The organism is Streptomyces sp. NBC_00775 (assembly GCF_036347135.1).
Taxonomy (GTDB): Bacteria; Actinomycetota; Actinomycetes; order Streptomycetales; family Streptomycetaceae; genus Streptomyces; species Streptomyces lutosisoli.
In genome coordinates, this window is the sequence record NZ_CP108938.1 from 268,977 (window position 1) to 293,297 (window position 24,321).

The 24,321-nt window shown below is 69.3% G+C and carries 18 protein-coding genes and 2 pseudogenes; 13 read left to right on the forward strand and 7 right to left on the reverse strand.

Features of this window, described 5'->3' with window-relative positions; all coding sequences use genetic code 11:
• From iolC to OIC96_RS01400, 7 genes are read left to right on the forward strand one after another with little or no spacing between them, the layout of a single operon-like run.
• A complete protein-coding gene (gene iolC, locus OIC96_RS01370; protein ID WP_330309732.1) occupies positions 1-1,008 on the forward strand; it encodes a 5-dehydro-2-deoxygluconokinase in 1,008 nt (335 codons plus the stop codon).
• Between the two features lie 4 nt (positions 1,009-1,012).
• Positions 1,013-1,885, forward strand: coding sequence for a Cgl0159 family (beta/alpha)8-fold protein (locus OIC96_RS01375; protein ID WP_330309731.1), 873 nt, complete (start codon positions 1,013-1,015; stop codon positions 1,883-1,885).
• Positions 1,882-2,766: a 5-deoxy-glucuronate isomerase gene (gene iolB / locus OIC96_RS01380; protein ID WP_330309730.1), complete on the forward strand. Its 885-nt coding sequence runs from the start codon at positions 1,882-1,884 to the stop codon at positions 2,764-2,766. Before OIC96_RS01375 ends, iolB begins: the two co-directional genes overlap by 4 nt.
• A complete protein-coding gene (gene iolD, locus OIC96_RS01385) occupies positions 2,763-4,640 on the forward strand; it encodes a 3D-(3,5/4)-trihydroxycyclohexane-1,2-dione acylhydrolase (decyclizing) (RefSeq protein WP_330309729.1) in 1,878 nt (625 codons plus the stop codon). Before iolB ends, iolD begins: the two co-directional genes overlap by 4 nt.
• Positions 4,641-4,652: 12 nt before the next feature.
• The gene (locus tag OIC96_RS01390) at positions 4,653-6,149 is read left to right on the forward strand and encodes a CoA-acylating methylmalonate-semialdehyde dehydrogenase (protein ID WP_330309728.1); all 1,497 of its coding nucleotides are present in this window, start codon (positions 4,653-4,655) and stop codon (positions 6,147-6,149) included.
• Between the two features lie 31 nt (positions 6,150-6,180).
• Positions 6,181-7,377, forward strand: coding sequence for a Gfo/Idh/MocA family protein (locus OIC96_RS01395; RefSeq protein ID WP_330309727.1), 1,197 nt, complete (start codon positions 6,181-6,183; stop codon positions 7,375-7,377).
• Positions 7,378-7,420: 43 nt separating this feature from the next.
• Positions 7,421-8,419, forward strand: coding sequence for a sugar phosphate isomerase/epimerase family protein (locus OIC96_RS01400; RefSeq protein ID WP_330309726.1), 999 nt, complete (start codon positions 7,421-7,423; stop codon positions 8,417-8,419).
• Between the two features lie 239 nt (positions 8,420-8,658).
• Here OIC96_RS01400 and OIC96_RS01405 read toward each other — a convergent pair whose 3' ends face one another.
• From OIC96_RS01405 to OIC96_RS01425, 5 genes are all read right to left on the reverse strand, one after another.
• Positions 8,659-11,136 (reverse strand): carbohydrate binding domain-containing protein, encoded by a 2,478-nt coding sequence (locus tag OIC96_RS01405; protein ID WP_330309725.1) that lies wholly within the window; start codon positions 11,134-11,136, stop codon positions 8,659-8,661.
• A 139-nt stretch (positions 11,137-11,275) separates the two neighbouring features.
• Positions 11,276-12,133, reverse strand: a complete 858-nt coding sequence (locus OIC96_RS01410) for a glycoside hydrolase family 43 protein (protein WP_330309724.1) — start codon at positions 12,131-12,133, stop codon at positions 11,276-11,278.
• Between the two features lie 494 nt (positions 12,134-12,627).
• Positions 12,628-13,551 carry a carbohydrate ABC transporter permease gene (locus OIC96_RS01415; protein ID WP_330309723.1) on the reverse strand — a complete coding sequence of 308 codons (924 nt, stop codon included), beginning with the start codon at positions 13,549-13,551 and terminating at the stop codon, positions 12,628-12,630.
• A gap of 29 nt (positions 13,552-13,580) precedes the next feature.
• Positions 13,581-14,453, reverse strand: a complete 873-nt coding sequence (locus OIC96_RS01420; protein WP_330309722.1) for a carbohydrate ABC transporter permease — start codon at positions 14,451-14,453, stop codon at positions 13,581-13,583.
• A 90-nt stretch (positions 14,454-14,543) separates the two neighbouring features.
• Complete coding sequence (locus OIC96_RS01425) at positions 14,544-15,812, reverse strand: ABC transporter substrate-binding protein (protein WP_330309721.1); 1,269 nt, start codon at positions 15,810-15,812, stop codon at positions 14,544-14,546.
• Between the two features lie 409 nt (positions 15,813-16,221).
• On the opposite strand from OIC96_RS01425, the gene OIC96_RS01430 reads away from it, so the two are divergent.
• The 3 genes from OIC96_RS01430 to OIC96_RS01440 all read left to right on the forward strand — a co-directional run bounded on the left by OIC96_RS01430 (position 16,222) and on the right by OIC96_RS01440 (position 19,719).
• Positions 16,222-17,244 carry a LacI family DNA-binding transcriptional regulator gene (locus tag OIC96_RS01430; RefSeq protein ID WP_330309720.1) on the forward strand — a complete coding sequence of 341 codons (1,023 nt, stop codon included), beginning with the start codon at positions 16,222-16,224 and terminating at the stop codon, positions 17,242-17,244.
• A 454-nt stretch (positions 17,245-17,698) separates the two neighbouring features.
• Positions 17,699-17,848 carry an SDR family oxidoreductase gene (locus tag OIC96_RS01435; protein WP_406502220.1) on the forward strand — a complete coding sequence of 50 codons (150 nt, stop codon included), beginning with the start codon at positions 17,699-17,701 and terminating at the stop codon, positions 17,846-17,848.
• A gap of 212 nt (positions 17,849-18,060) precedes the next feature.
• The gene (locus OIC96_RS01440) at positions 18,061-19,719 is read left to right on the forward strand and encodes a serine/threonine-protein kinase (protein ID WP_330309719.1); all 1,659 of its coding nucleotides are present in this window, start codon (positions 18,061-18,063) and stop codon (positions 19,717-19,719) included.
• A gap of 45 nt (positions 19,720-19,764) precedes the next feature.
• Here OIC96_RS01440 and OIC96_RS01445 read toward each other — a convergent pair whose 3' ends face one another.
• Together OIC96_RS01445 and OIC96_RS49760 are read right to left on the reverse strand one after the other, a co-directional pair.
• Entirely contained in the window at positions 19,765-20,877 is a 1,113-nt protein-coding gene (locus OIC96_RS01445) for a hypothetical protein (RefSeq protein WP_330462164.1), read from the reverse strand.
• 150 nt (positions 20,878-21,027) lie between these two features.
• Positions 21,028-21,126 (reverse strand): annotated as a pseudogene (locus OIC96_RS49760) (hypothetical protein); the annotation flags it as partial.
• Between OIC96_RS49760 and OIC96_RS01455 the strand changes: the two are divergent.
• The 3 genes and pseudogenes from OIC96_RS01455 to OIC96_RS01465 form a co-directional block, all read left to right on the forward strand.
• Positions 21,115-21,381 (forward strand): annotated as a pseudogene (locus OIC96_RS01455) (hypothetical protein); the annotation flags it as partial. The pseudogenes OIC96_RS49760 and OIC96_RS01455 sit on opposite strands and share 12 nt — an antisense overlap.
• 201 nt (positions 21,382-21,582) lie before the next feature.
• Positions 21,583-22,815, forward strand: coding sequence for a GNAT family N-acetyltransferase (locus OIC96_RS01460; protein WP_330310417.1), 1,233 nt, complete (start codon positions 21,583-21,585; stop codon positions 22,813-22,815).
• A 1,121-nt stretch (positions 22,816-23,936) separates the two neighbouring features.
• Positions 23,937-24,257 carry a helix-turn-helix domain-containing protein gene (locus OIC96_RS01465; protein WP_330309717.1) on the forward strand — a complete coding sequence of 107 codons (321 nt, stop codon included), beginning with the start codon at positions 23,937-23,939 and terminating at the stop codon, positions 24,255-24,257.
• The last annotated feature ends 64 nt before the right edge of the window (positions 24,258-24,321 follow it).

Here is a 24,321-nt window from a genome sequence, read left to right on the forward strand (position 1 = left end):
ATGCCGTTGGAAGTCCTGACCATGGGCCGTGTGGGAGTGGATGTGTATCCGCTCCAGACCGGCGTGGGGCTGGCGGAGGTCACCTCGTTCGGCAAGTACCTCGGCGGCAGTCCCACCAACGTCGCCGTGGCCGCCGCCCGCTACGGGCACTCCTCCGCCGTCATCACCAAGACAGGCCGTGACCCGTTCGGGGACTACGTCCGCGCGGCCCTGGAGGGCTACGGCGTCGACAGCCGTTTCGTCGGTACGTCGGACATCGCGCCGACGCCGGTGACCTTCTGCGAGATCTTCCCGCCGGACAACTTCCCGCTCTACTTCTACCGTCTGCCGAGCGCCCCCGACCTGGACATTCACCCCGGCGAGCTGGACCTGGACGCCGTGCGCGACGCCCGTGTCTTCTGGGTCACCGGCACCGGTCTGAGCGAGGAGCCGAGCCGCTCGGCCACCCTCGCGGCCCTGGCGCACCGGGCGAAGTCCGGCACGACGGTCTTCGACCTCGACTGGCGGCCGGCGTTCTGGAAGGACGCAGCCTCGCAGAACCCCGACCAGGCGCGTACGTACTACGCCGAGGCCCTGTCCCACACCACGGTGGCCGTCGGCAACCTCGACGAGTGCGAGGTTGCCACCGGCGAACGTGATCCGTACGCCGCCGCGAAGGCCCTGCTCGCCGCCGGAGTGAAGCTGGCGGTGGTGAAGCAGGGGCCCAAGGGCGTACTGGCTGTCGACCGCGACGGTTCGGCCGTCGCGATACCGCCGGTCCCGGTGGACGTCGTCAACGGCCTCGGTGCCGGTGACGCCTTCGGCGGCGCGCTCTGCCACGGCCTGCTGTCCGGCTGGGACATCCGCCGCACGGTCACCTTCGCCAACGCCGCCGGCGCCATCGTCGCGGGCCGCCTGGCCTGCTCCGACGCCATGCCGACGGAGGCCGAGGTGGAAGCGAGGCTCCACCCGGCGACCCCCGCTCCGACGGCCCCCGATTCCCTCGACGATCCCCAGCGAGAGGTGTGACGACGTGCTCTCTGACCATGTGAACCGGATCGTGGAGGCCCGGGTCAACGCCCCCGGTTCCATCGCGGCAGCGGCCGCGCGACGCGTGAAGGCCACCTCCCCGCTCGGCGGGCACGGCAAGGCGATGATCATCGCGGCGGACCATCCGGCGCGCGGCGCCAACGGCGTGGGCGGCGACCCGAACGCCATGGCCGACCGCTTCGAGCTGCTCGACCGCCTGTGTGTCGCCCTGGAGCGGCCCGGTGTGACCGGTGTGCTGGCCACCGCCGACATCCTGGAGGACCTGCTGCTCCTCGGCGTCCTCGACGGCAAGAGCGTCTTCGGCTCCATGAACCGCGCCGGGCTCGCCGGCTCGGCGTTCGAGATCGACGACCGGTTCACCGGCTACGACGCCGAGACGATCGCCGAGATGGGCTTCGACGGCGGCAAGATGCTCACCCGTATCGCGCTCGACGACCCGGCGACCCCGTCCGTGCTGGAGAACACCGCCCGGGCCGTGGACGAGCTGAATGACCGTCATCTCATCGCCATGGTCGAGCCGTTCCTCAGCGGCTGGCAGGACGGGAGAGTCCGCAACGACCTCTCCCCCGACGCCGTCGTCAAATCGATCACCATCGCCTCAGGGCTGGGCCGCCGCACCGCCTACACCTGGCTGAAACTGCCGGTCGTGAACGACATGGAGCGTGTGCTGTCCGCCTCGACGCTGCCCGCACTGCTGCTGGGCGGCGAGGTCACAGATCCCGCAGCGGCGTTCGCATCCTGGGGCAAGGCTCTCAAGCAACCCACCGCGCAGGGCCTGGTCGTGGGCCGCTCGCTCCTCTACCCCTCGAACGGCGATGTCGCCGGGGCGGTGGACAAGGCGGTGAGCCTGCTGTGACGGACACGAGCAAGTACCACCTGCCGAAAGGGACTTCGTCCGACGGTCCGTACGACCTCCTGGTCACGCCCGAGTCGGCGGGCTGGGGATACTCCGGCCTCAGAATCCTGACCCTGGGGCCGGGCGGGACGCACACGCTCACCACCGGTGACTCCGAGTTCCTGGTGCTCCCCCTGCGCGGCGGCTGCACCGTCACGGTCGGCGGGCAGAGCTTCGACCTCGACGGCCGTACGGGCGTCTTCGCCTCGGTCACCGACTTCGCATACATACCCCAAGGGTCCGTGGCCGTCCTGGGCAGCGCCGCCGGCGGAACCTTCGCACTGCCCTCGGCCCGTACAGGGCAAGGCGGCCTCCGCGCCCGCTACGGCCCGAGGGACACGGTGCCCGTCGAGCTGCGCGGCGCCGGAAACTGTTCCCGCCAGGTCAACAACTACTGCCTGCCCGGCACCTTCGACGCCGAGCAGCTGCTGGTGTGCGAGGTCCTCACACCCGGCGGCAACTGGTCGTCGTACCCGCCGCACAAGCACGACGAAGCGCACCCCGGAGCCGAGTCCGAGCTGGAGGAGATCTACTACTTCGAGGTCGGCGGCGGCGAGCGGGCCTTCGGCTACCAGCGCGTGTACGGCACCGCGGACCGGCCGATCGACGTGCTCGCCGAGGTCCGCTCCGGTGACACCGTCCTGATCCCGCACGGCTGGCACGGGCCGTCGATCGCCGCGCCCGGCTACGACCTCTACTACCTCAACGTCATGGCGGGCCCAGGCCAGGACCGCGCCTGGCTGATCTGCGACGACCCCGCGCACGGGTGGGTCCGCGAAACCTGGGAGTCCCAGACCGTCGACTCCCGTCTCCCCTTCGCCGGCGAGGAGGCCCCACGATGACCACGATCCGCCTCACCACCGCCCAGGCCCTGGTCCGCTTCCTGGCCAACCAGTACAGCGAGCGCGACGGCCAGGAGCAGCGGCTGATCCCCGGTGTGTGGGGCATCTTCGGGCACGGCAACGTGGCCGGGATCGGGCAGGCCCTGCTCCAGGCCGCCGTCACCCGGGAAGCCGACCTCCCCTACTACCTGGCCCGCAACGAACAGGGCATGGTGCACGCGTCCGTGGCGTACGCCAAGATGCGCGACCGGCTGGCCACCTTCGCCTGTACGGCGTCGACCGGCCCCGGCTCCACCAACATGATCACCGGCGCGGCGCTGGCCACGACCAACAGGCTTCCGGTCCTGCTGCTGCCCAGCGACATGTTCGCCACCCGGGCCGCCGACCCGGTGCTTCAGCAGTTGGAGGACACCCGGGGCGGGGACGTCACGGTCAACGACGCCTTCCGAGCCGTATCGAAGTACTTCGACCGCATCTCGCGTCCCGAACAGCTGATCCCGGCCGCGCTGGCCGCGATGCGGGTGCTGAGCGACCCGGTGGAGACCGGCGCCGTCACGCTCGCGCTGCCGCAGGACGTGCAGGCGGAAGGCTTCGACTGGCCGGCCGAGTTCTTCCGGCGCCGGGTCTGGCATGTGGGCCGCCCGGTGCCGGAGCCGGCCGCCGTCGAGCGGGCCGCGCGGCTGCTGCGCGGCGCACGCAGGCCGCTGATCGTGGCCGGTGGCGGGATCGTCTACTCGGGTGCCGAGACCGAGCTGCGTGCCTTCGCGGAGGCCACCGGCATCCCGGTCGCGGACACGCACGCGGGCAAGGGCGCGGTGCCGTGGGACCACCCGTACGCGGTGGGCGGCATCGGCTCCACGGGTTCGTACGCGGCCAACGACCTGGCGAAGGACGCCGATGTCGTACTGGGCATCGGCACCCGTTACTCCGACTTCACCACCGCCAGTCACACGGTCTTCGGCAACCCGGACGTCACGTTCGTCAACCTCAACGTGGCCCGGCTGGACGCCGTGAAGCACTCGGCGGAGCCGCTGGTGGCGGATGCCCGGTTCGGCATCCAGGCGCTGGCGGGTGTGCTCGCCGACTGGGAGGTCGACCCCGCCTACCGGGACCGCATACGTCAACTCGTCGCGCGTACACGGGAGATCGAGAACGAGTGCTTCAACCGGGCGCACGGCCCGCTGCCCGCCCAGACCGAGATCCTCGGCGCACTCAACGACGTCCTCGACGACCGCGCCGTCGTCATCAACGCCGCGGGTTCCCTGCCGGGTGACCTGCAACAGCTGTGGCGGGCCCGGGATCCGAAGGCGTACCACGTCGAATACGCCTATTCCTGCATGGGGTACGAGGTCGCGGCCGGCGTCGGCGCCAAGATGGCCGATCCGTCGCGCGAGGTCGTCGTACTCGTGGGCGACGGCTCGTATCTGATGATGGCTCAGGAGATCGTGACCATGGTCTCCGAGGGGCTGAAGGTCATCGTCGTCCTCGTCCAGAACCACGGTTTCGCGTCGATCGGCTCGCTGTCGGAATCACTCGGCTCACAGCGGTTCGGCACCAAGTACCGCTTCCGCAACGGCGATTCGGGCCAGCTCGACGGCGACGTACTCCCCGTCGACCTCGCCGCCAACGCCTCCTCGCTCGGTGCGGACGTTCTGCACGCCACCTCCGTCGACGAGTTCCGTGCGGCGATGGAGAAGGCGAAGGCGGCCACCCGCACCACGGTCGTGCATATCGAGACCGATCTGTACGGGCCGAACCCGCCCGGCCACGGCTGGTGGGACGTACCGGTCTCCCAGACATCCGCCCTGGACTCCACCCGTGCCGCGTACGAGACGTATGCCTCCCACAAGCTCGACCAGCGCCACTACCTGTAAGGACACCCTCACGTGACAACCATCCCGCACTGGATCAACGGCACGCCCGCCGAGGGCTCCGCCCCGCACACCGCGCCGGTCTTCAACCCGGCCACCGGCCAGGAGCAGGCGCGGGTCCTGCTCGGCGGCGGCGCCGAGGTCGATGCCGCCGTCGCCGCCGCCACTGCCGCGTTCGAGACCTGGTCGGAGTCGTCGCTCGCGCAGCGCACCCAAGTGATGTTCGCCTTCCGGCAGTTGCTCGTGGAGCACGAGGAGGAGCTGGGCCGGATCATCTCGGCCGAGCACGGCAAGACGGTCGACGACGCGCGCGGCGAGATCACGCGCGGCCGGGAGGTCGTGGAGTTCGCGTGCGGGCTCGGTGACGTACTGAAGGGCAGCTTCTCGGACCAGGTGTCGCGCGGTGTCGACGTGCACGACTTCCGGCAGCCGCTCGGTGTCGTCGCGGGGATCACGCCCTTCAACTTCCCCGCCATGGTGCCTCTTTGGATGCACCCGATGGCCATCGCCACCGGCAACACCTTCGTCCTGAAGCCCAGTGAGCGCGATCCGTCCGCCGCGAACTTCGTCGCCGAGCTCTACCGGCGCGCCGGTCTCCCGGACGGCGTCTTCAACGTCGTGCACGGCGGCAAGGACGCGGTCGACGCGATCCTCACCCACCCCGGCATCGAGGCCGTCTCCTTCGTCGGCTCGACGCCGATCGCCAAGTACGTACACGAGCAGGCCACTTCGCACGGCAAGCGGGTCCAGGCGCTCGGCGGCGCCAAGAACCACGCCGTCGTGCTGCCCGACGCCGACATCGAGTTCGCCGCCAACCACATCACGGCGGGCGCCTACGGCTCGGCCGGCGAGAGGTGCATGGCCGTGTCCGTCGCCGTCGCGGTGGGTACGGCGGCCGATGCACTGGTCGAGGCCCTGGAGCTCAAGGCGCGCGAGGTCAAGGTCGGTCCCGGTGACATGCCGGACGTCGAGATGGGGCCGCTCGTCACCAAGGCGTCGCAGGAGCGCGTCGAGCACGCCGTCGGGGTCGCCGCCACGCAGGGCGCGACGGTCGTCGTGGACGGGCGCGGGCTGAAGGTCGACGGTCACGAGGAGGGCTTCTTCACCGGGCCGTCCCTGCTCGACCACGTCACCGCCGAGATGGACGCGTACAAGGAGGAGCTGTTCGGGCCGGTGCTCGCCGTCGTCCGGGTCGACTCGCTCGACGAGGCGATCGACCTCATCAACGCCAATCCGTACGGGAACGGGACTGCCCTGTTCACCGGCAGCGGTGAGGCGGCACGCCGGTTCCAGCGCCGGATCAAGGTCGGCATGATCGGCATCAACGTCCCCGTGCCGGTGCCGATGTCGTACTACTCCTTCGGCGGCTGGAAGGACTCCCTCATCGGCGACTCCCCCGTCCACGGCCCCGAGGGAATCCGCTTCTACACCCGCCCCAAGGTCGTCACCACACGCTGGCCGCAGCCCGCCCAGCAGGTGAATGCAGGGTTCAACTTCCCCACCTCCAGCTGAGATCTCCCGATCCCTCCCCCAAGGACACGCCATGACCACGTCCAGCAAGCCCATCTCCGTCGCGGTGATCGGAGCCGGCATGGCCGGCCGCAGCCACGCCGCCGGGTACCGCAACGTCAACACGGTCTTCGGCGCCGGTCTGCCGCCGGTCCGGCTGGCCGCGATAGCCGACGCCAACATCGAGCTCGGCGTCGACGCCGCCCGTCGTTACGGGTTCGACAAGGCGCTCCCGAGCTGGGAGGCCGTCGCCGAGGACCCGACGATCGACGCCGTCAGCATTGTCGTGGGCAACGCGCTGCACCGCCCGATCGCTCAGGCGCTGGTCGCCGCGGGCAAGCACGTACTGTGCGAGAAGCCACTGGCCGGTTCGCTCGAAGACGCCCGTGCGATGGCCGAGCTGGAGCGCACCGCCGAGGTCGTGACCGCCGTCGGCTACACCTTCCGCCGGTCCCCCGGCATCGCGGCGATCCGCGAGCATGTCCAGCGCGGCGAGCTGGGCGATCTCTCGCTGTTCAGCGGCCGGTACTGGTGCGACTACGCGACCGACCCGAGCGGGCCGCTGAGCTGGCGGTTCAAGGGCGGGCCCGGTTCCGGCGCGCTCGGGGACGTCGGCTCGCACATCATCGACGCCGCCGAGTACGTCGCCGGGCCGATCGCCTCGGTCTCCGGTGCCTCGCTGTCGACGCAGATCCCCAAGCGGCCGCTGCCGCTCGGCACGGTCGTCGGGCACAACTCCGCTCCCGTCTCCGACGAGTTCGGCGAGGTCGAGAACGAGGACACCGCGTCCTTCACCGCCCGCTTCGAGTCAGGGCTCGTGGGCACCTTCTCGGTGACGCGCACCGGCTTCGGTCTGCCCAACGGGCTCTCCTTCGACGTCCTGGGCCTGGGCGGCCGGGCCGCGTTCGACCAGCACCGGCCCGCCGAGTACCTCTTCGACGACGCCCAGCCCGAGGCCCGTACGCGCGGCGCCCGTCAGATCATCGCCGGCCCGCAGCTGCCGTACTTCGCGGGCGGGGTCCCGATGGAGGCGCCGGGCGTGGGCGCCAGCAACGCCGACAACTTCACCTACCAGGCCCGGGCGTTCCTCGACCAGGTGGCGGGGGTCGCCGATCCGCTGCCGGCCTGTGCCACCTTCGCCGACGCGCTGCGGACCATGCAGATCATCCAGGCGGTCGTCGACTCCTCCCTGGGCGGCGGCGCGGTCACCGCGGTTCCGCCCGTCGCCTGACCTCCCGTACAGCTCGTACATCCTGTTCAGAAAGAAGAGACACATGGCTCTCAAGCTCGGCGCCTACACCGCCTGTCTGCACGACCTCACCCTTCCCGAGGCCCTCGACGTCCTCAAGGAGAACGGTCTGACCTCCGTGGAGGTCAACACCGGTGGCTTCATCCCCTCCCCGCACTGCCCGGTCGACCTGCTGCTGTCCTCGGCCACCGCGCGTGCGGAGTACCTGGCGGCCTTCGCCGACCGGGGGATGGAGCTGACCGGGCTCAACTGCAACGGCAACCCGCTCAACCCGCTCCCGGGGGTCGGCCCGAAGCACGCCGACGACCTGCGCCGCACCATCCGGCTGGCGGGCCTGCTCGGGGTGCGGCACGTGGTGACCATGTCCGGCACTCCGGGCTCCGACCCCGACGCCAAGTACCCGTCCTGGGTGGTGAATCCGTGGGACGGCGTCTACATGGACGTCCTGGACTACCAGTGGGGCGTGGCCGTCGAGTTCTGGAAGGAGATCGACGCGCTGGCCCGGGAGAACGACGTCCGGATCGCCATCGAGATGCACCCGCACAACCTGGTGTTCTCCCCCGTCACCCTGAAGCGGCTGGTCGACGAGACGGGCGCGACCAACGTCGGCGCGGAGATGGACCCTTCGCACCTGATGTGGCAGGGCATGGACATCGTCGCCTCGATCAAGTGGCTGGGCCCGCTGGTGTTCCACGCCGCCGCGAAGGACGCGATGCTCTGCCCCGGCGCCGACATCCGTGGCGTGCTGGACACGTCGTTCACCCGCGTGCCCGCCGACGCACCCGGCAAGGTCCCGACCGGCTACGGCTTCTGGTGCAACGCCTGGCCCGAGAACCCGGCGTGGAAGTTCGTCGCCGTCGGCCTCGGCAACGACGTGCCCTTCTGGACCGAGTTCCTGCGCGCCCTTGCGGACATCGACCCGGACATGGCCGTCAACATCGAGCACGAGGACGCCGCCTACTCCCAGACCGAAGGACTCGCCCTGGCCGCCAAGAACCTGCACAGCGCCGCGGCAGCCCTCTGACCCACCCGCGTACGTGGCCCCGTTCCCGCCGGCCGGGCACGGGGCCACGGCCCGGTCGGCCGGTGCACAAAGACTCGCTTCACGTTCCTGCACGGCACCCGGCGCACCGGCACCGTCGACATCGACGGTCGGCGGCGGGTGTGGAGAACGGCCGCGTGTCAGCCGTCGGAGCGCCCGTGGGCGGGCCGGATGCACCGGCCCGCGCACTCGAGCTCGCCTTCCTTCCGAGTCGTCCGTGGTCAGGGGAGCTTGATCAGGGTGTAGTCGTCGCAGTAGCCGGCCGCCGAGCCGGAGTTCTTGTAGCAGTACACGGCGGCCGAGGTGGTGGAGGCGCCCGTGGTGAAGAAGAGGGGCTGCTGGGCGTAGGAGGTCGTCGAGGCCCGCAGATAGGTCTCGGTGCCGCCGAAGCTCTTCACGCCGACCGCGACCTCCTCACCGGCGGTGCCCACCTTGGCCCAGGCCGCCAGCAGGTAACTGCCGCCGGAGGTGAGGCCACTGACCGTCTGGATGCCGCCGCTGGCGCTGGCTCCGGTCTGCAGGGCGTACGTGCCGGTGCGGGCGTTCGACGCGACCACACTCGACGCCGTGCCGGTGCTCTGGGCCCACGGGGTCAGGGTGCCGGTCTCGAAGCCGGGGTTGGTGACCGCGTTGGTGGCGGAGGACAGGGGCTCGACCGCGAGGTCGTCGCAGTAGCCCGCGCCGCTGCCGCCGGCGTTCTTCCAGCAGTAGACGGTGGCGGTGGTGCTGGAGGAGCCGGTGGTGAAGAGGACCGCGGCCTGGGAGTACGACGTCGTGGCGATGTTGGTGTACGTCTCCGTGCCGCCGAAGCCCTTGACGCCGATGGCGAGGGTCTCACCGGCGGTGGCCACCTTGCCCCATCCGGTCAGCAGGTAGGTGGTCGACGGGCTCAGGCCGGTCAGCGCCTGGTTGGAACCGCTGCCGCTCGCCGCGGTGGTCAGGGCGTCGCTGCCGGTGTGCGCGTTGGCTGCGGTCACGGACGACGCGCTGCCGCTCGCCTGGGTCCAGGGGGACAACGCCCCCGTCTCGAAGCCCGCGTTGGTGAGCAGGTTCCCGCCGGTGCCGTTGTAGGCGCCGATGTTGGGGGCGGCCGTCGCGGAGACGGTGTTGCCGAAGGCGTCGTAGCCCCCGTTGGAGCTGATCACGGCCCCGGCCCGGAGCACCGGGGAGGACGCGTGCACCTGGTAGGCGTTCTTGCCGGTGTACGAGGACGAGGTGCTGGCGTTGCCCGCGTTGCGGAATTCGGGGTCCGCGGTCACCTTCGCGGCGTCGGTGGGCTCGCGGGACGGGTGGTTGCCGTAGAAGAGGTTGTTGGAGTAGGTCGAAGTACCGGTGGTGGTGAAGTAGTTGCCGGAGCCGTAGTTGAAGACCGCGTTGTTCCGGAAGGACAGGGCGCCGCTGATGGACGTGCCGGAACGGGAGTACAGGATCGGGGTGCTCAGGCCGTCCCGGACGGAGAAGGTGTTGTTGTAGAACTGCGGGATGGCGGATGAACTGCCGCTCTGGTTCGGGACTCCGCCCACGAAGTGCAGGACTCCGCCGCCGTGGGTCTGGGTGCCGGAGGTGGGGCAGCCGGAGTTGCTGCCGTCGTTCTCGCTGATGTTGTAGCGGACCACTGTGCCGTCGCTGGGCACGGTCGAGGTGGGCTCGTTGGCGATGGTGAAGGGCGGCATCACCAGCAGGAAGCCGCCGAGGTTCTGGTGGCTGTAGTTGTACTGGAACGTGGTGTTGTGGTTGCCCCAGTCCACGTCGAAGCCGGTGCCGTCGGCGCCGTTGATGTGGCAGTAGACGTCGTTGTTCTGGACGACGGTGTTGCTGCTGCCGGACATCCAGATGCCGGCGGAGGCGCCGTTGCAGTACTGGCCGGACGGCGGGCAGGTCGCCTTCGCGCCGCCGTAGCCCGCCTTGTTGCCGTCGATCAGGGCGCCGTCGTTCTTCACCACGAGGATGTCGTCCGCGCCGTCGTAGGTCATCGTGTTGCCCCGGATGACGGTGCCCGTGGTCAGGCCGGTGCCCTGGCCGTCGGCGTCGGGGGTCACGGCCACCGCGATGCGGTCGACGTGGTCGAAGGTGTTGTTCTCGACCACGACGTCGTCCCAGGTGGAGACCGGGGTGGTGTGGTCGGTCTGGACGCCCACGCCCGCGTTGGTGGAGTACCAACCGCCGCCGTAGCCGGTGATGTTGTGGATGTACATGTCGTGCACCCGGATGTGGTGCAGGACGCCGCCGGAGCTGTTCTCGGCCAGGACGCCCGAGCGGTAGGCGGGTGAGGAGGCGTTGTCGATCAGTTCCAGGCCACCGATGTCCCAGTACTGCTGGTTGAGCAGGTGGATGACCGCGCCGGTGGCGCCGGCCGCGTCGATGACCGGCTTGGCGCCGGAGCCATAGGAGCTCATCGAGATGTTGCTGCCCGAGGCTCCCGAGCCGCCCGGGGAGAGCTGGCCGGTGCAGGTGGTGCCGGTGGCGAAGAGGATGCTGTCGCCGGCGGCGAAGGTGGTGCTGTTGACACTGCTGACCGAGTTCCAGGGGCTGGACTGGGTGCCGGTGCCGTTGGCCGTGGCGGAGCAGTTCACGTAGTAGGAGGTACCGGCGGCCAGGGCGGCTGGGGCCGGGAGAAGGAGGACGCCCGCCAGGGTGGCGAGCAGGGTGAGGATCCGGGATGCCCGGCGGCCCGGGCGGTCCGTTCTGCGACGCTTCATCGCGGCGCTCCTTGGTGGGTGAGGTGTCCTCCGCGCTGCGGGGCGCGACGCGGGTCTTCCAGCACCGGGCGGGCCGGCCGAAGCTGCCCTGCCCGGGGTCTGTGGCGGGGCCGTCGCGGTGGTCCGACGAGCGGCCGCCCTACCGCGGGGGAAGTGCTGTCGGGAGGGGCGTTTCGAGGACGGAGGCGTGTCGCATGCCCTGCGGCAGCGCCAGGGAGTCGGGCTCCCAGTCCACGCCGTTCTTGCTGCGGGCGGCTCCGTACCGTCCTTCGAGGTAGTGGTCGAAGATCATGACCATCTCGTCTCCGCGGTGGAAGATCGACGGTCCTTCCACCACCGAGGGCGTGACCGGTCCGGTGGAGTCGGTGTACGGACCGCCGGGGGTCTCGAAGGTGGTCAGGTGGATGTCCTTGTGAGCGGTGGCGAGGTCATTGGTGCCGCGTTCGTCCTTGTAGGCCATGAGGAAGCCGCCGCCGTCCAGCTCCCGCACAGTGGCGTCGATGACCGAGTGACCGGGGTCGAAGAAGAGACCGGGGGCCGAGAACGTGCTGAAATCCCCGGTGGTGCAGTGCCAGATGCGGTGGTTCTGGCCGACGTGCTCGAAGTCGCGGCCCTCGGCCGTGCCCCCCGCCTCGACGACCGAGGACCAGATGAGGTGGTACAGCCCGGTCTTGCGGTCGAGGAAGAACTCCGGCGCCCAGGCGTTGAGGGCGCCCTCCACGTCGGCCATGGCCGGGAGGAGTTCCTGAGCCGACCACGTGACAAGGTCGGCCGAGGTGGCATGGACGATGCGGGGGCTCGTCCAGCCGTCGGTGGCCAGCAGATGGAACAGGCCGTCGGGGCCCACCCCGATGAACGGATCCCGCAGTCTGCCGGTGCCGACCGTGCCTCGCAGCACGGGACGGCCGCCGTTCACCGTCGCGAACTCCTCGCCGTCGTGGCTGTAGGCCAGGTGGAGCGCTTCGTCGGCGTCGGTGAAGTATGAGACCACGTACATCGGTGGTGGGGTCCTTCCGGAACATCGGGGCAGGGGGCACCCCTGGACGGTGAGGTCGTCGTGTGGCTTGGAGCCCGCGGATCGACAGGCAGGTCTGGACGGCCGAGGGAACGGGTGCGGTCGGCAGGCCGGTTGAGGAGCGAGGTACGGGGACGCCGGAGGGTGAGCGGGACCGCTCTGCTCAGGGGCTGGTCCTGTGGATCGCCCGCGAGTGGTTCGGCCGGGTGGCCGCCCTGGCAGGCGCGTTGTGTCTCCATCGAGTGCCGCGGACCGACGGGGCGGGCCGCCGGTCCGGTCGTCCGTGCGCAGGGCGCGGGGCGGAGGCACCCACGGTGCTGGGTCCGATCCCGGCACAGCCCGGTTCCGGGCCGACGTTGCCTGGACTCGGAGCGTGTCGGCCGTTCATCCGGCTCCGGAGCCGACACCAGGGCATCGACGTGCGGCGCAGGAGCGTCCCGGCCTAGGGGCGAGGGACCCGGCCGTGCCCGGGTTCCTCACTTGACCGCCCCGGCGGACATGCCGGCGACCACCTGGCGCTGGAAGAAGACGAAGATGATCAGCAGCGGTACGACACCGAGCAGGGCGGCCGGGAACAGCGTGGTCGGCTGCACGGTGTGCGGGTCGATGAAGGAGTAGGCGTTCACCATGACGGTCCGCTTGCCCGGGTCTTGCAGGAAGACCAGGGGAACCAGCAGGTCGTTCCAGATCTGCAGGGAGATGAACGTCAGGAGCGTGCTGGTGACCGGTCGCAGCAGCGGCAGGATGATGGTGAAGAACGTGCGGAAGGCGCCGCAGCCGTCGAGTGCCGCCGCCTCCTCCAGGTCCGCCGGGATCGAGCGGATGAAGCTGGTGTAGAAGAACACGGCGACCGGGAGGTTCAGGGCCGTGTAGATGAGGACGACTCCCGCATAGCTGTCCAGCAGGTTGAGGTCGCGCATCAGCAGGTACAGCGGCGCGACCACGACGAACACGGGGACGGACGTGCCCAGGATGAACAGCCGGTACACCGCGGTGGACCAGTGCTGGGTGATCCGGGCCAGCGGATAGGCGGCGAGGGAGCCGATCACGGTGACGGCCACGCACGAAAGGCTGGTGATGAGCAGGGTGTTGAGAGTGCTGGACCCGTAGTGGATCTGGCTGAAGGCGTCGGAGAAGTTCTTCAGGGTCAGCGAGTGCGGGACGCCCAGCGGGGAGCGGGCCACGTCCGCCGCCGTGCGCAGCGAGGTGACGACCGTGAACACGAACGGCAGGACGAACAGCAGCGTGCCCAGGCACAGCAGGACGGTGCCGAGGCCGGTGGTCAGCCGGCGCAGCGGGGTGCGGGACGTCCCGGATGTCGTACGACTGCCGGGGAGGCGGGTGGCGGACCGGGTCCCGGAGACCGACGGGACGTCCGGCGCGGTGGTGTCTGAAGTCATGGTGGCGATCCGTCAGCTTCCGTCGGATTTCAGATGCGTCGCTCGCGGAGCCGGAGCAGGGAGGAGGTGGCGCTGGACAGGACGACCACGGTCACGAGAAGGACGACCGACAGTGCGACGCCGTAGGCGAACTTCCCGCCGCCGAAGACGTTCCGGTACACCAGCAGGGTCAGCGTGTCCGTGGCTCCGGCGGGGCCTCCGTTGGTCAGGACGAGGGGGAACTCGAAGACCTTCAGCGAACCGATGAGGCTGAGCGTCACGTTGACCGTGAGCGCCGGGGCCAGCAGCGGCCATTCGATGCTGACGAAGCGCCGCCAGCCGCTCGCGCCGTCCAGCGCGGCCGCCTCCAGCAGTTCGGTCGGCATGCTCATGTAGCTGGCGAGGAAGATCGCGCAGGAGTAACCGGTGAACATCCAGATGTTGACGGCGGCCACCGAGTACAGGGCGGTCGAGGTGTCGCCGAGCCAGACATGGTTGAGGCTGTGCAGGCCGACCAGGTCGAGCAGCGCGTTGATGCCGCCGGTCGGGGCGAACAGGTACGACCAGATGAAGGCCGCCATCACCGGTGAGATCAGCGTCGGCGTGAGCAGCACGACGCTGAGCACCTTGCGGACCCCGGGGCGGCGGAACAGCATGCTCGCGAAGAGCAGCCCGAGGCCGTTCTGTACGACCACGACGACCGCCGCGTAGAGCACGGTGTGCCACAGGGCGTCGGTGACGGCCGGGTCGTCGGCCATGGAACGGTACTGCTGGGTGCCGACGAAGTTCGCGATCGGGCCGCCGAGGCTGTCGGTCATGCTCAGATAGACGCCTCGGGCCAGCGGATACAGCATGAACACGCCGTACACGACGATCGCCGGAAGCAGGAAGGCGGCCATGGTGGCGCGCCGTCGGTGGAACACGGGAACCTCCTCTTGCCCGGAGGGGCCGTGGTGGGGCGGGGCGTGAGCCGTCGACCGCGCCCGCACCACGGCTGACCGGGGGTGGCCGGGTTACTTGGCCTTCGCCGCGGTCTGGATGTCCTTGAGGGTCTGCGCGGCGGACGCGTTGCCCAGCAGATAGGCCTGGATCTTGGAGCCGGTCGTGGTCTCGGCGGCCGTGCCGTACCAGGAGTTGGACGGGAGGATCCGGTAACGGCCGTCGTTGAAGGCCGTGGTGAAGGCCGCCGTCTCGGTGCTCTCCGGCGTCGTGCCGCCCGTGAACGGTGACTCCGCGTGCTCGGCTTCGAGGTACTTGGCGAGGTTCGCGCTCTGCGACCAGAACTTGACGTACTCGCGCGCCGCGTCACCCTGCTGGGACTGGGAGTTGACGGCCCACATGGTGCCGGAGAAGAGCATCCCGTTGGGCTTGGTTCCCGCGGCACCGCCCGGCCAGGGCGCGAAGGAGACAGGGAAGCCGGCCTTCTTGACGTTGGAGACCTGCCACGCGCCCTGGTACCAGAAGGCGCTCTTGCCCGCGCTGAAGTCCTGCGGGCCCTGCGCCCACTCGTCGACGCCGAGTTGGTTCTTCCAGTTGACGTACCCCTTGTCCTCCAGGGTCTTCAACTGCTCCAGCGAGCCCTTCCAGTCCGGGTCGAAGGACGTCTTGCTGTCCAGGAAGTCGGCGTCCCACGTCTTGTTCTTCTGGTAGACGAGGGTCGATCCGGCGGCCTGGAACACCGAGCTGCCGGTCCAGGCGCTCTTGTCGGGCAGCGCGATGGGGGTGATGCCGGCCTTCTTGACCTTGGCGAGGTCGGCGAGGAACGTCGGCCAGTCGGCGGGGACTTCGGTGATGCCCGCCTTCTTCAGCAGGTCCATGTTGGCGTACAGGCCGATGCCGATCAGTTCCATCGGCATCGCGAGGGTCTTGCCGTCGGACTGCGCGAAGGGCTTCGCGTCCGAGGCTATTTTGCTCGCCCACGACTCCCCGGACAGGTCGGCGAGGTAGCCGGAGGCGCCCCACTTCTTCATCTTGTCCGCGTCGACCATGAGGACGTCGCCGGCCTTGCCGCCCAGCAGCTCCGGCTGAAGCTTCTGTGTGTAGGTGGGGTCCGCGGTGGTGTACTCGAAGTCGACCTTGATCTTCGGGTGGGCCTTCTCGAACGCCTTGTTGATCTCCGCGACGTTGGCGGGCTCCGCACCGCCGCCCTTCCACGCCTGCACATGGATGGTCACCGTGCCGTCGCTGGAGGCACCGGACGACCCGCCGCCACACGCGGCCAGCGACATCGCCATGGCGATGACCGTGGTGGCGACCGCGAGACGTCTCCCAGAACGCTTCATTGCACACCTCACTCGTCGGTACGGACCGACTTGTCATGTCTCAAGGGGTTGTGGATCGATCAGCCTGCGCCGTGTGGGTACAGCACTGATACGTGTGGAAAAGGGCCGGTCGACCCGAGTTGCGGCGAACGTTACGTGCCGATGGCCGGGACTGTAACGCAAAACTTAGGCGACATCTATACGTAACTTTGTGTGGCCGACTCGCCCGTTGAGATTGCCGCGTCCCCACCCGCACACCTCAGCTACTGGTAGGGCCAGGGCCTCGCTTCCGGCGGAGGGCTTCATTGACGCCCCTTGACGTTATCGTTAAAGTTTCCCTAGGTATGCAAGCGAGTGGAACGGCCCCTCGCCGGGTGATTCGACGAGCGGCCTTAAGCTGGACCGAGGCCGACAGGCAGAAGGAGTTCGGGTGACGCGGCGGGTGACCATCGCACAGGTGGCCGAGGAGGCCGGCGTCTCCGCGATGACCGTGTCCAACGTCATCAACGGCAAGCCGGGAGCCTCCGAGGAGACCCGACGCCGTGTCATGGAAGTGGCCGGGAAACTCGGCTACCGGCCGAACGTCTCGGCCCGCAATCTCAAAGCCGGCCGCAGCGGCCTCATCGGCCTCATCGCCCTGGATCTGACCAGTCAGTACGGCCTGGAGATCCTCCGCGGAGTCGCCGACGAGCTGGCCAGTGCCGAACAGGAGCTGCTCGTCAACGCCTCGTACCACGACGCGGTGCGGGAGAAGGACCGGATCGAGTTCCTGGCACGCGGCCTCGTCGACGGCGTACTCCTGATCGCACCCGTCCTGGAGGACGAGACGGTCGAGCTGCTGCGCCGCCAGAAACTCCCCTGCGTCATCATCGATCCCCGGCGCCTGGACGTACCGCTGCCCCGGCTGAGCGTGGACAACTACCACGGGATGCGTCAGGGCACGCAGCACCTGATCGACCTGGGACACACCCGGATCGCCTACCTCCGCGGCGAGGAGGACCTCGAAAGCACGTCGATCCGCTTTCAGGGCTTCGAGGACGCGATGCGGCTCGCCGGACTGGAGGTCGACGAGCAACTGGTCGCCACGTGCGACTTCTCCTACGCCAGCGGTTTCCGCACCGCCACTCGGCTGATCACCGAACACGGCCCTACGGCCATCGTCGCCGGAGCCGATCTGATGGCACTCGGCGCCGTCGACGCCGCTCGGGCGTGCGGCCTCAACGTACCCACCGACTTCTCGGTCGTCGGCTTCGACGACCTTCCGCAGGCGGCGCAGAGTTTTCCCGGCCTGACCACTGTGCGCCAGCCGCTGCACGACATGGGCCAGAAGGCGGCCCGCGCGCTGCTGTCCGTCATCGAAGGACAGCAGCTACTCATGGAGCACATGGAGGTCGGCACCGAACTCGTGGTGCGCAACTCGACCGCCGCGCCACCCGGCGGCGGAGCGGCGTGACCTACGCGATGCCGCAGCAGCCCTCACGGCAGACCACGGGCCGGCGTCACTCGAAGACCGGCGGTGCAGTACATCGGTCCGGAACCTGATCTCCGCGCCCCAGAACCCGATACCCGCAAGGCAAGGGCGGGACTTCGACCGCAGTCGCGATCCGGCGGAACCATGGGCATTGGCACTGTCGGTTCACAGCCTCCGGGCCGACTGGTCGCTGCGGGTCAGCCACACACTGCGGCCAGGCACTCGTCGTACAGGTCCATGATGTCGCCCTTGCCGTCGTTGTCGACCCACGTCATCGACGCGGCATCCAGGCACGCGAACGCCGTCGCGATCACCGCGCGGGCCCCCGGATCCGTCCTGCCGCAGCAGCGTCCATACACGCCTTGATGAGCGGCAGCAGGTCCTCCTGGAACCGCAGCCGCTTTTCGAGCCAACCGGCACGCAGCGAGGCGGTGTTGTGCAGGAGACGGAACCGCTCCAGGGCCTGCTCGGCTCTCCCGCCGACATCGCCGAAGCCGTGGCCTTCCTCGCCTCTGACGCCGCCGGCTGCATCACCGGCGACAACCTCACCGTCTCCGGAGGCATCGGCGTTCACGCCCGCCCCTGACACGCAGTTCCGCCTCGGCAATGACCAGGAACGTTCACCGGGTCCGGTGATCAGGCTGTGGCCTTTGTGAGCCGCTGACCCCAGCGCATCGACTTGAGACTCCTGCTTGCAGGAGACCCGGCCAAGAGGCCTGTCGCGGCCCGGGGAGCCGATACGCTGGAGGGCAGCCATGAACCGGGGGCGGGGCTGGGGGCGGGGGCATGGATCCGCGGATGCAGTTGTCGGTGGGCGGGTACGTCTGCGAGCGCGAGCTCGGCCGGGGCGGGCAAGGTGTGGTGTGGCTCGCCCGGGACCGGACGGGGCGGCAGGTCGTGGTGAAATTCCTGCTGCCGGGCAAGGAGTACGACGAGGTCGCGCTCGCCCGCGTACGCCGGGAGTTCGGCGCGGCGAGCCGAGTCGGTGAGCTGGCCACGGCACGGGTCCTCGACGCCGACCTGTCCGGGCGACACCCGTACATCGTCAGCGAGTTCGTCCCGGGTCCCACGATCCACCAGCATGTTGCCGCCAACGGCCCGCTGCCCTCCGGGCGGCTCCAGTCCCTGGCGCTGGCCGTCGCGCACGCGTTGGCGCAGGTGCACCGGGTGAGTGTCGTGCACCGGGACATCAAACCGTCCAACATCCTGCTCTCCCCGGACGGACCGCGGATCATCGACTTCGGTATCGCCCGCGACGACCGGTTGCTCGAGTCGGCGCTCACCACACCGGGCAGTGTGCTCGGCTCGCCCGCGTACATGTCGCCCGAGCAGGTCAAGTCGCTCCGGGTCACCAGCGCCTCCGATGTGTTCTCGCTCGGTGGCACGCTGTACTTCGCCGCCACGGGGCGGCATCCCTTCGACGGGGAGAGCGACTACGAAGTCCTCGTCGCCGTGTGCGAGCGCGACGCGGATCTCACGGCGGTGCCGGAGCCGGTCCGTTCGCTCATCGCCGACTGTCTGCGCAAGGACCCAGCGGAGCGCCCCACCGCTGCCCAGCTCGTCACTCGGCTCGCGGGGGCGGCGGAGGCGACGGAAAGCGCGCAGACAGAGTCGGGCACGCCACCGCAACCGCCACCGCCCGAACGCGGGAGCGGCGCCGGCCCCGGCCCCGGCACGAGTGCCAAGCAGCTGCGGCTGTGGGGGTTGGCGGCCGGTAGTGCCGCGGCGGCAGTGCTGCTTGCCATCGTGCTCAGCACCACCTCGGGGGGATCAGCGACGGAGGGCGGCGCGCAGGCCCATGGCTCGTCCTCCGCCTCCTCGTCCGCGTCGTCCGGGAGATCCGCCGGCTCCCAACCCCGCTCGTACACCGATGATTTGACCGACTCGGGCGACTGGTCGCACAAGGACCCGGCCCTGGGGAAGATCACGCACGAGGGCGGGACCATGCTGGTGGATCCCAGGACCGAACTGGAGGTGTGGCCGCAGGCGCCCTTCGAGCCGTCCTCGTTCGCGGTACGGCTGAGCACCCAGACGGCCTGGTACGGGGGCGAGGGCGGGGTCGGGCTGTGGTGCAACGGCTCGGGGGACTACCAGAAGGGATCCCGCTGGGCGACCTACCTGACTACGGGTCAGGAGGCTCTGATCGTGCGCGAGTTCCGGTTCAAGGGAACTTTCCAGCATGACCGGGTCGTCGAGGTCGACCTCGCGGACGTGGGATTGAAGGTGGAGAGTCAGCAGCAGGTCGACATGTCGATGACCTGTTCCTCGGCGGGCGAGGGCCGGATCAAGGTGGAGCTCGCCGTCGACGGCACCCGGGTCGCCTCGTACACCGGCACGGCCTTCGACGAGCGGGGCTGCGGTGTGGCCGCCTTCCACTACAGCGCGACCGACCCGCAGGGCACGGCCTTCCACGCGGGCTTCGAGCGCTTCACCGCGTCCGAGCCGTCGGCGCGCTGACGGAGCGAGCCGCTCGCCCGGACGGGCGGCTATCCCCGACGTGCGCTATTCCTCGCTGGATGGTGCAGGGTCACCACCGAAGGCCCGCAGCCCCAAGTCGGACGCCGTCTCGGCAAGCCAGACAATTTCACGGTCCTCGGCCACCAGGGCGCTTCTTGCCGTCTCGCACCAGTCCTCCTGATCAAGGAGTGCCAGGTAGCCATCCCGATAGGTCTGCCACCGACGGATGGGTGCGACTGAGCCCTCGTCCCCACTCTCGCCGAGATTCCTCGCGAGCAGGGCAGCGATGTAATACCGGCTGGGGGAAGGCCCCAGTTGCTCAAGGTGACGCAGGTGTGCAGCCAGTACTTCCTCGGCGTGCGGATAGCGCGCGAGCGTCATGCCCATGCCCTGGCAGTAGGTGAGCACATGGACGAGTCTGCCTGCGTGGTCCACGGTCTCGGCATCCGCAGCCGATCCGGTGAGGGCCTCATGGAGGCCCGCCGCCTCGGCTACTTTGCCGGCGAAGTATCCGTTGAGGAAGTCCCCGTCAACGGCTCTCCGCAGCAGCCAGCGCTGAACGTCCGGATCACCGTCGCCCAGCCGGCAGAGCGCCTCGACCACATACACGCGCCCCCAGCCGGCCACTCGATCCGCCAGCCATAGGAGTGGCCCCGCTCCATCTGGCAGCCGCTCGATTGCGTGTGCCGCGAGTGGGCCGAAGGTACAGGAGAGGAGCCCAATGGTCTGGACGTAGGGAATATCGTGAACAGTGCCCACCGCGGCGAGCAGGGCCAAACCTACGACGACGTCGTACGTGTCGGTTCCGTACCTGACGAGCCAGCGGCCGGCTTCCCTGGCCCGTGCTCCTGCTCGCAAGGCAGCTTCTGTGATGCGTGCGTTGGGATGAATGGGCACGTGGACGTCTTGGAAACGGCCGACCAGTTGACTGGGCACGGACCGTGGGTCGGTGAAGTGCTCATCAAGGATCGCCGCGACCTCGGCCCCGACCTGGTCACGATCACGTGGACAGCCTGGTTGCGGACTACGGCGGCGGCGTTCCTCGTCGGGGTACGGCTCGCCGTCACGTGGCAGTGGGACGTCGGGATTCAGCTCATGAAGCCGGAGGGCGTGCTCGAACAGCGGGGTCCTGGTTCCGGAAGGCTCAGTCCCGGGCATCTCGGTCACCGGCGGACGGAGGACTCGATTCTCTTGATCATGTCCCTGAGCATGCCATCACGTCACTCACCACAACAAGGCTCTCTGGGCATCCTGTTGCATCCAAATGCAACCATCAGACGCCACAGACACCGAAAGCTGCCCTTGAAAGATCTCGATGATCTGTTCGTGCCGGATGACGACGCCGTACGTGTCGGCGAGGACGGGTTCGAGGTCGGGGTGCGGGTAGGCGGGGGTGGCGCCGTGGCGATTGAACGCGCCACCGGCCAGCACATCGACCTCGACGACCCCCAACAGGTCCCGCTGGATGACCACTTCGCCTTCAAGCTCTTCCAGGTCGCACCAACCCCGGGTTTTCCCACTTGAGTCACCCGGCCAGCAAGACCTCTTGTCCCGTCTGACGCCGCGCAACGTCGCCGACGCCATCGCCGACATCAGCCTCTTCAGGCCGGCCCGGTCGCTTGTGGCATCCCCGAGCAGTACGTCGCCGCCCTGGATCATGGGGTAGCCGCCGGGGTGAGCCCGGGCGGTGGCGGGGACCACCGCCACCGAGCCCGATCACCGCAACTCACCCCCGGGGCCGGGCTGGACCAGGCTGTGCCGCGGCCCGGCCGTAATTCGATTGACCTGGCCACTGGTCAACGCTGCACTGTGGCGGGACACCACGAGTTGTGGTGCCGATATCCCAAGGAGGCAGCGGCAGCAATGGAGATCCGTCCCACGACCGAGCAGGATCTCGACGTCTTCGTCGACACCGTCCATGCCGCGTTCGGGCGCTTCCCGGAAACCCCGACCGATGGCGGCGGGGTCTTTTGGGCGGCGTACGAAATGGACCGCAGCCTGCTCGCCATGACGGCGGACGGGCGGCCCGTCGGCACCGCCGCCGTCTACTCCTTCGAGCTCACCCTGCCCGGTGAGATCCTGGCCCCGGCCGCCGGGGTGACCGCCGTCGGCGTCCTGCCCTCGCACCGACGCCAGGGCGTGCTCAGCGCGATGATGCGGCATCAGCTCACCGATCTGCGGGCCCGAGGGGAGTTCCTCTCCGTACTGCTGGCCTCTGAAGCCCCGATCTACGGCAGGTTCGGCTACGGACCGGCGACCTACACGGCGCGGCTGACGGTGCCGCGCCACAAGGCCGCCCTCGCCCTCCCCCGTGCGCGCGGAACGGCCGACGCCCCAGCGACCGGCTCGGTCACCGGCTCGGTCGAGCTGCTGCGGCGTGCCGAGTGCGGCGAGATCCTGGAAGAGGTCTACGACCGGTACCGCCGCGCACAGCCCGGCGCGCTGTCCCGACCGCACCGCTGGTGGGCCTTGGGCGCGGGGCAGCCCCCGATCTCTCCCGCGCCGCGCTACGTCGCCGTCCACCGTGACGCCGACGGCGTCCCGGACGGGTACGCCAGCTACTCGATCGGCGAGTCCGAGACCTTGACGGTCGACGAGACCATCGCCATCGACGACGCCGTCTCCACGGCCCTGGCCCGGTTCCTGCTCGGACACGACCTGGTCACTCAGGTCGTGTTCAAGCACTTCCCGCCCGAGCACCCGCTGCGCTGGCAGCTTGCGGACTTCCGCGCCGGCGAGGTGAGCAACGACACCGACTGGCTCTGGGTGCGGCTGCTGGACATCCCGCGTGCGCTGACCGCTCGCGGCTGGTTCATGGACGGCGAGCTCGTCCTCGACGTCGACGACCCGTTCCTCGGCGAGCACGGCCGCTACCTGCTGACCGTCCGGGACGGCAAGGCCGACTGTGTCCTGACGGACCGGGAGCCCGACCTGTCCCTGGACGTGAGCGACCTGGGCTCGGTGTACCTCGGCGGCACCGCCCCGAGCACACTCGTGCGCGCCGGACACATCCGGGCCCACCGCCCGGGCGCGGCCACCCTCGCTGATGCCCTCTTCCGCGCCGAGCGCTCCCCGCACTGCCTGCACTGGTTCTGACCGCGCGCCCGCCGACCCCGCACAACTCTCGTCAGGTGAGTCCGCGGACCTTCACCGGCTCTGCCACTGCGCCCCCACGTAGATGCCCGTGATGATGACGGTCGGAGCGGGACTGTGGTCGAGCCATCTCTCGTCCAAGGTGACCTAGCAATTCCCGGAGCAGTTCGCGACGTTCGACGCCCAGCAGGACCCTGTGCCGCGAGAGCTCGACGAGTTGAGTGCGGAGCTGGTGAAGCGGTGGCGGCTGAGCCATGCGGCGGGCCCGCAGGGCTACAACACGGTCACCCGGGTCGGTGCCGAACAAGAACGGGTACGTGATCGTCGAGACCCCAGAGGGCAATGTCAGCCGCGATTTGGTTGGAGTTGCGGAAGGGCGGCTGCCAATCTCAATACATGGTTATGGGGACGAATGCGGTGGACTCGGTGGGTCGCACGGTGCCGGAAGCTGCGGCGCGAGCGGGGACCGTGGCGGAGCTGGGCGGCGTGCTCTCGCGCCATCTCAGCCGGGTCCTGTCGCACGACGGGTATTTACTCTCCGGGTTCGACCCGGTCACCGGCGCGCGGTGCTTCCTGGCGTGTGAGAACAGCTGCAGCAGCGACGCACGGCGCCGGATGGATCAGGCAAACACCCTCGGGAGGACCCGCAGGCCCGTCGCCGATCTCATCCACGGCCCCTGCCCGGCCATCGTGCTCGGCGCGGGCTCGCAGGACCCGTGCCGCGAGACGCGCCGCCTGCACCGCATCATGGCCGCCGGCAACTACGGCAGCGAGCTGTGCATCGCCCTGACCCAACACGGCGTCACCTGGGGCGTGCTGGTGCTGCTGCGTGAGCGGGGCTCCAGGCCGTTCTCACCGGCGGAGACCGTGCGTGGCGCCGAGCTGGCACAGCCGCTCGCCTCGGCCGTGACGCGGTACGTGACGGACAAGCCGCTGCGCCCCCGGCAGGTGCGGTTCCCGTCTGCCGTCGTTGTCGTCGGTAAGAACGACGAGATCGCGGGGGCGACATCGGCGGGACGCGACGCGCTGCGCTGCGCGGGATCCTGCCCGGCGTCTACCCCGCCAGTGACCAGGAGCTGTTCAGCTTCATCTGGCACATCACCTACACCGTTCGGCGCACGGGCATGCCTGCGATCACGCGCGCCCCCACTCCGCTGGGATGGTTCTCGCTGCAGGCGCAGCTGCTCGACGGCGCGATGGCGGGCGATGTCGTGGTCACCCTCCAGCCCGCCCCGGCCACTGAGCTGTTGCCCGCGCTCGCCCAGTGGTACGGCATCTCCGCCAGGGAGCGGACGGTCATCGAGGAGGCTCTGCAGGGGCAGGCCGCCAAGCAGATCGCCCGCCGGCTCGACCTGTCACCGCACACGGTGAACGACCACTTCAAGGCGGTCTACCGCAAGACCGGCGTGACCAGCAGGGAGGAGCTCATCGCCTGCTTGTTCTGACACGACGGCTGAGTTCGTGATCAGTTCGTACGGCGTCCAGGGATTTCCTCTGGGCCAACTGATC